The following is a 6,455-nucleotide window of genomic DNA, read 5'->3' on the forward strand; positions in this document are numbered from 1 at the left end:
GGAGGAGTGGCTGCTTGTTCCCTTACTTCGGATCCTCCGGCTGTTACTCAGGTTCCCCCGACAATTTCAGCTCAGGCACCAGAAACAGCAGTGCAGGGCTCTGAGAGCATTGCTTTCTACTACGACGGGGTAAAGACCTCAGTCACCGTCAAGGATGCAGCAATCCTTTTTGCCGCCTGCACTCTCAACACTAGCGACACAACCAAGATCGTAGGTTTTGTCAACAACACGCTTAAAGCAGGGCCGATTAAGGACATTGATGTCACTGGGCTAGGTGACCCGCTGAAGCCCGCTATCTCTGACTTCACGGGCGACGGCACGGTTGACTGCAAAGATGCGGCGGTGCTGTTTGCCGTAGCCACGTTGGGCACGGAGGCGCCTGCGGCCAAGGTTAACGGCTTTTTGTCCGGCACCCTGAAGCTTCCCGAGGTGAATGTTACTCAAACTCAGTTGGATACCCTCTTCAAGACTCCAGCAACACCGATCCCGACACCGATCCCGACGCCGACCCCGACGCCGACACCCACGCCGACTCCGACCCCGAGGCCAACTCCCACACTTACTGTAACACCCACCCCGACTCCGATGCCAGACATGACATGGCAGTTAGAAGCCAAGTTGCAAGAAGCCAACAAGGCCTTCCGCGATGCAGTTGCTTCTGAAATGCAAGTGGCTGCGCGTCAAGCGGGCGTGAAGATCCACACAGACAACTTCGTCGCCATTCCGCTTGATGATGGCAGCTCCGTCGTGGTGAATGCGGGCATCGCCGGGGTGGAGAACCTGACGCTGGAGCAATTGGCGCGGGGTGCTGATGTGCTCTTTGTCTTCCTGCGGCTGCCGCAAGGCTCCGGTCTGCCTTCGGGCTTCTACACTGTGCGGTTTTTCCAAACGCCGGGGACAACGCAATGGAAGGCGCAGTTCAAGAACCTGGATGGACGGGTCGCGCTTGAGACCGATGCGCAAGTAGGGCCGGGAGACCTCGCGCGGGAGATACCCAGGCTAACAGGGGGCGTTATTTATAACCCAGTAACCCGCGAGTTTACAATAGTTATTGATATCCACTGGGAAAAGGGCAATGCTCAGGCATCGGTGGGGCTGGGCACAGGTGGACCTGACCCAACCCCCTTGCCGGCAGCGGGGCAGAAAATCGCGCAGGCAACCGCGAACTTTTACGAGGCAGCCCGCAGAATAATCAACACCATCAAGAACAATTCGTACAGGCAGGTCATCATTGGCTCAAGGGATGACAACTTGGTAGTCCACACGGTCTTCCAGGGCGTGGAAGAGCTGACGATAGACGATTTGGCCAAGGGGCAGGATGTGTTCTTTGGCTACTTCCGGACACCGCAATCCTCTGGGCTTCCTTCTGGCTTCTACACGGTGCGCATCGCACGATCTGCCACGGGCGAGTGGCTTGCACGCTTTGTAGATGCAAAGGGAAATACGGTGAAAGAGGGGCCAGCGACAGTGGGCCGTGGGGAGCCACTAGCACAAAAACCCGTGGGGTGGACAATAAAAATTGAGCCGCCGGATAGAATATGCATTGATTTCCACTATAAGGATATTGACTTGGAGGTTTGTTGGCCGCCAAGGAAGGGGGGGGATACGTTTCCGTATTGAACGGCACCATCGCTTTCTCCGCTGACGGAACTTTCTTCAAGGTCAGTGGCACCGGAACCTTCTCGGCGTCTTACCTCTCGTGCGGATGAGGACATTCAAGGGGGCATCGGGTGATCAGTCAACCGCTCGGTGCCCCTTCCTTATGTCTCAGGCAATCGCAGAGAAGTGTCATAACTTCGGACTTTGCGGATGTCGCCGACGCCCTGCAAATTCAGATTCCGTGCTTCTCCAAAAGCACCCACAAAATGCTGGCAAATAGCGGATGGCAATAGGAGGTATTACCATCCTAGCCGACTCTCTGAAGCCCAAACGCAAGCTCTTAATCTGGGATATTGTCTCTGGCTGGTCAGATAACGGTCAGAACAAGGGGCAATTGATGCCTGCCTTGAACCGCATCGGCACCATCAGAGAAGATGAAGCAGTGATTTGTGTCTTGAAAGACTTTAACCCTACCCTGAGAAATCCAGAACGCTCGGATAATTATCCCGTCATTCGCTACCTGAAAACTTTAGCTAGGCAGAGCCGCAGCAGCCGCAAATCCATTATTCTCATGGGGCCAGAAGCAGTTGTACCCTCAGACGATTGATCTGAGCTGCTCAGGTGGCCCCTTGTTGGATTAACTTCCGGCAGCTCCCAGGCAGGGCACTGGGATTGGACTCCACACGCCAGGGTGCATGACCAGTAGTTTTCCATTTTCGTATCCTTAACTACAGATTTTTTGGTAGGATTGATCGTGTAGAGGTACTGGTATGTAGAGCAGCCTTATGAGTGCAATCGCTGAAATGAGGGGGACAAGTCTCCTGGCCCGCCATCGCCAAAACATAGCAGCCTCCCTGGCCCGTCGTTTGGAAGCAGCTAGGGCGGCCAACAACACCCGCTTGATGGAGCTGCTGAAACAAGAAGAGCGGCAGCTGGCAGCCGAGTACGGCGGCAGGGATCCCTTCTCTTCAGCGCTCTTCAGAGGACTGCGCCACCTTTGGCAGAGCCTGAAGGCAGTCTTGGCGGCCTGCGATGAACTGCGGGTGCGGCAGTGGGTAGATGGCAGCGGCATGGTCTGGTGGTCTGTCCAAGACCCAATCACGGGAGAGCGCCTGTGTACCCATTCCGAGGGGGAGCTCATGGAGTGGATCGAGAAGCACCAGCGAGAGGATTAGTCTTCGCGGCTAGGACTTGCCTGAGCACCAATAGCCAGTGTTTCCCCAGGCGCTTCGTGCGTGTCCCAGTCTTTCCAGCTTGGGGAGGAAGGGAACAAAAAGTTTCACGGCTAGGCCGGGGCAATGGCCACCTGAGAATCCAAATTGATAGGATTACGAAGACTCATCATCTGCTTTAGGGGCCCTGGGATGGTTTGGCAATTGTTGACTTGGCCGGCCCAAAGTTTGCTTTGGCTAGCAGAGCAGATCCAAGAACGCGCCGAAGCACAGCTGGATAGCAAAGAAAACCTGCAAAAAGAACTTACGGCCCTGCAAATTCAGCTAGATTTGGGAGAAATTGACGAGGAAACCTACGCCCGCCGAGAAGAGGAGATTTTGCTGGCCCTGGAAGCCTTAACCCAAGCAGAAGGAGAAGCCGAAGCATAGAGTTCTGCCGGTGGGCCTGGAAGGGATCCCTCAGCATTGCAGGGGGGCAGAACATGGGAGAATGAGCTTCTGTACACCCCCGTCTTTCCTACCCTGGGCTGTTTTCAATGACTGAATCCCATGAAACCTTGGTGCTCCGCGACGAGCAAAACCAGCCTCTCAAGTGCGAGATCCTGCGGCAGGTGGTCATCGATGAGCAGACCTATGCTCTGGTGACTCCCGTTGATGCTGTGATCAAAGTGCTGGTTTGGGAAGGGGAAGAAGAACCCAGCCAAGCGGTGAACGGCGATGCCAACATGGAAGGGATCCTGGACGAGCCGGATCCCGAAGAGCTACAGGCTACCCTGCCCACCATCCAGGCTGTCTTGGGGGAGTTGAACCTCACCTTGCAGCAAAATGGCTTCGACATCCTCACGGTTCAGGGGGAATTGCCCCCAGTCGAAGAGGAAGATGTGTTCGAGCTGGGCGAGAGCGAGGAAGATGCCCAGGAGTTTCAACTGCTAGCTACCTTTTTCTACCAAGAGAAGAAATACGGCATCTTTACCCCCCTCGATCCCGTTTTGCTCTACGCCGCTCTGCCTGACGAAGGGGATCCCTACCTGCTCACCCCCGATGAGCCGCCAGAGCTTTTTGATCAGCTCTATGCCCTGCTGCTGGATCTCGATGAGGAATGGGAAGACGGAGATGACGAAGAAGATGAAGACGAAGATTAGGCGGTCAACCCCTTCTGTTCTGCCGAGTTGGATACTCCTGCCCAGCCAGTCGCCTCGGCGGTGCGGAGCACCATAGGGATAGAGGTGGTGAAACTACCCGGTAAAACTTGCCCAGAGTTTTTCACCAGCCACTCCAGACCCGTCTCAACATCTGTCGGGGGCGTCGGATCTGCGGGCCAAGGGTCAGAATAAGCCAGCCTCAGACCAGCCGCCTGAGCATTGCGTAGCGAAGGAGCAACAGGGATGCAGCCGGTTGATTTAACCACCCTGCGTGCTGTGCTCGCCGATCTAACCCAGGCTAAGACAGGTCGGGATCCAGTGTTGCCTGCCCGCGTGGAATGGATCCAACAGACCGATCTGTGGACGGTGGTCATTGGCTTGCGCACCCTCACTGCCCGCCCCTGCTTGCTGTTGTGCTGGCATCCTCAGGCGGCCCGTCTCCACCTCTGTCAGCCTCCTCCCAAAGAGCCGGATGGCTTTCAATTTAGCCAGTTCCTCCAACGGCACCTGAAGGGTTTGGCTCTGACGGAGCTGGCTCTGCTGGAGGATTGGGAACGGGTGATTGACTTGCGCTTTGCCCCTCGGCCTGGGGATCCCCCTTATCGCCATCTCTACCTGGAGGTGATGGGCAAGCACAGCAATGCCATTTTGGTGGACGAGGCGGGCATGATCTTGGCCAGTGGCCATGGGGTAAGCGAGCGCCAATCGCGAATCCGTCCAGTGCAGCCGGGCCTGCCCTACGAGGCTCCTCCCGCCCTAACCGACCCGATCCCGCAGCGATCCGAGCCCTTTTCCTGGTGGCAAGAGCGCGTCGCCCTGATCCCTGGCCCCATCGGCCAACGGCTGTTGCGCTGTTATCGCGGCCTCAGTCGGCATTTGGTGGAAGCGATGTGCCATCAGGCTGGGATCCCGCCGCAAACCTCCACCGATCACCTCTCTGCCCGCGATTGGCAGGCACTGTTTGCCAGGTGGCAAGACTGGTTAACCCGTCTGGAAACAGGCCAGTTTGACCCGGCCCCAACTCCCCAGGGATACACCGTTCTCGGCTGGGCAAGCCCTCCCGTCAGCAGCGCCGTTCGCGTTGGTGGGACGGAATCCCTGCAGCAACCCTCTCGGCCCAACCTGCACCAACTTCTGGAAGGCTACTACCAGGCTCAGCTTAACCGCGAACAGTTTGAGCGAGAGCGCCACCGTCTGCTGCAAAGGGTATCCACCCTGCTGAAAAAGCTCTATCAGCGGCGAGAGCAATTTGAGGCGATGCTGGCCGACTCCACCCAAGCGGAAGCCTCCAAGCAGGCTGCCGACTTGTTGATGGCCCACCTCCACCTCTGGCGGCCAGGGTTGCATCACATCGAGCTGCCGGATTTTGCCAGCGGCCAGACGGTCAAGATCCCTCTCGACCCCGAAAAAAATGCCATTCTCAATGCCCAAGCCTACTACCGCAAGCACCGCAAACAAAAGCGGGCCCAGGATGCCCTCCGACCTTTACAAGAGGCGCTCGGCCAAGAGATCCTCTACCTCGAGCAGGTGGAAGCGTCTCTACAGCAGCTGGAAACCTATCGGGATCCCCAAGACTTGACCACCCTCAAGGAAATTGAGACCGAGCTGATTGAACAGCGCTACTTGGAGAGTCCCACTCGCAACAGCGGGACAGAGTCTCTGCGGGCGAGCTCAAAACATGCCTCACCGGCAACCTTCAACCCCCACCGCTTTACCAGCCCCAGTGGCTTCTCCATTTGGGTGGGGCGCAACAACCTGCAAAATGATCAGCTCACCTTTCGCGTGGCTCAGGAACACGATTGGTGGTTTCATGCCCAAGAGATCCCCGGCAGTCATGTGCTGCTGCGCTTGCCCCCCGGGGCTGTAGCAGAAAGCAAAGATCTGCAGGCGGCTGCTGATTTGGCGGCCCATTTCAGCCGCGGTCGCCTCAGCGAACAGGTGCCGGTAGTCTACACTCGCCCGAAACTGGTGTTCAAACCCAAGGGATCCCCGCCCGGCATGGTCGTTTACAAACAGGAGCAGGTGCTTTGGGGGCGGCCCAGCCATGCGCAGCTGCTCATTGCGTCAGCCCTTGGGCCACAGTAAACTACCCGGCCCTGACTGCTTCGCAGTACAGGGCGGGCTTTCGGTAGCCCTGCAGTTGGCAAGCAAACCACGGACCTCTAGGCTGGTTTACGACAGCCCCAAGTTTGGCAATCATGTTGGCCCCATTCCAGTCCGCATCTCCTTCCCATCCACAGTGCCCACACTTGAACGACTTACCACTGCGATAGGATTGCGCAGGGTCGGGATGGATGTGCAAACACTTGTGACAGGTCTGCGACGTGTAGGCAGGCGGAACAAGAATCAGAGAAACCCCTGCAACCCTCGCCTTGTATTCCAGAAACTGACGTAGTTGGTAGAACGCCCAACTGTTGGCCCTACGCCGCTCGGCTTTGCTGCGTGGCTGTTGATTGACCCTTTCACGGATCCCTGTCAGGTCTTCCAGAGCAATAGCGCTGTTGGTAGCTTTTGCCCTAGAGACAATAGCTTTGGAGATGCG

At 57.1% G+C, this 6,455-nt stretch carries 6 protein-coding genes and 1 pseudogene; 6 read left to right on the top strand and 1 reads right to left on the bottom strand.

All coding sequences use genetic code 11. The annotated features are described in order from the left end of the window. From NW828_RS12040 to NW828_RS12065, 6 genes and pseudogenes are all read left to right on the top strand, one after another. Positions 1 to 1,620: pseudogene (locus tag NW828_RS12040) on the top strand (hypothetical protein); the annotation flags it as partial. A 262-nt stretch (positions 1,621 to 1,882) separates the two neighbouring features. Beyond that, positions 1,883 to 2,206, top strand: coding sequence for a hypothetical protein (locus NW828_RS12045; protein WP_414384127.1), 324 nt, complete (start codon positions 1,883 to 1,885; stop codon positions 2,204 to 2,206). Between the two features lie 178 nt (positions 2,207 to 2,384). After that, a complete protein-coding gene (locus tag NW828_RS12050; RefSeq protein WP_414342319.1) occupies positions 2,385 to 2,774 on the top strand; it encodes a hypothetical protein in 390 nt (129 codons plus the stop codon). A gap of 189 nt (positions 2,775 to 2,963) precedes the next feature. Next, a complete protein-coding gene (locus NW828_RS12055) occupies positions 2,964 to 3,200 on the top strand; it encodes a gas vesicle protein GvpG (RefSeq protein ID WP_011433717.1) in 237 nt (78 codons plus the stop codon). Positions 3,201 to 3,307: 107 nt separating this feature from the next. Continuing rightward, positions 3,308 to 3,913 (top strand): DUF3727 domain-containing protein, encoded by a 606-nt coding sequence (locus NW828_RS12060; protein WP_011433718.1) that lies wholly within the window; start codon positions 3,308 to 3,310, stop codon positions 3,911 to 3,913. Between the two features lie 243 nt (positions 3,914 to 4,156). Continuing rightward, the gene (locus tag NW828_RS12065; protein WP_414384128.1) at positions 4,157 to 5,998 is read left to right on the top strand and encodes an NFACT family protein; all 1,842 of its coding nucleotides are present in this window, start codon (positions 4,157 to 4,159) and stop codon (positions 5,996 to 5,998) included. A 1-nt stretch (position 5,999) separates the two neighbouring features. Here NW828_RS12065 and NW828_RS12070 read toward each other — a convergent pair. Next, the coding region (locus tag NW828_RS12070) for an RNA-guided endonuclease TnpB family protein (protein WP_414384130.1) at positions 6,000 to 6,455 on the bottom strand (456 nt) is incomplete at its 5' end.

Source organism: Synechococcus sp. W55.2, assembly GCF_047461635.1.
Lineage (GTDB): Bacteria > Cyanobacteriota > Cyanobacteriia > Thermostichales > Thermostichaceae > Thermostichus.

Excerpts from the sequence above, each read along its gene's own strand:
- NW828_RS12065 (WP_414384128.1), top strand. The coding sequence starts at position 4,157 with ATGCAGCCGGTTGATTTAACCACCCTGCGTGCTGTGCTCGCCGATCTA.
- NW828_RS12045 (WP_414384127.1), top strand. The coding sequence starts at position 1,883 with ATGGCAATAGGAGGTATTACCATCCTAGCCGACTCTCTGAAGCCCAAA.
- NW828_RS12055 (WP_011433717.1), top strand. The coding sequence starts at position 2,964 with ATGGTTTGGCAATTGTTGACTTGGCCGGCCCAAAGTTTGCTTTGGCTA.
- NW828_RS12050 (WP_414342319.1), top strand. The coding sequence starts at position 2,385 with ATGAGTGCAATCGCTGAAATGAGGGGGACAAGTCTCCTGGCCCGCCAT.
- NW828_RS12060 (WP_011433718.1), top strand. The coding sequence starts at position 3,308 with ATGACTGAATCCCATGAAACCTTGGTGCTCCGCGACGAGCAAAACCAG.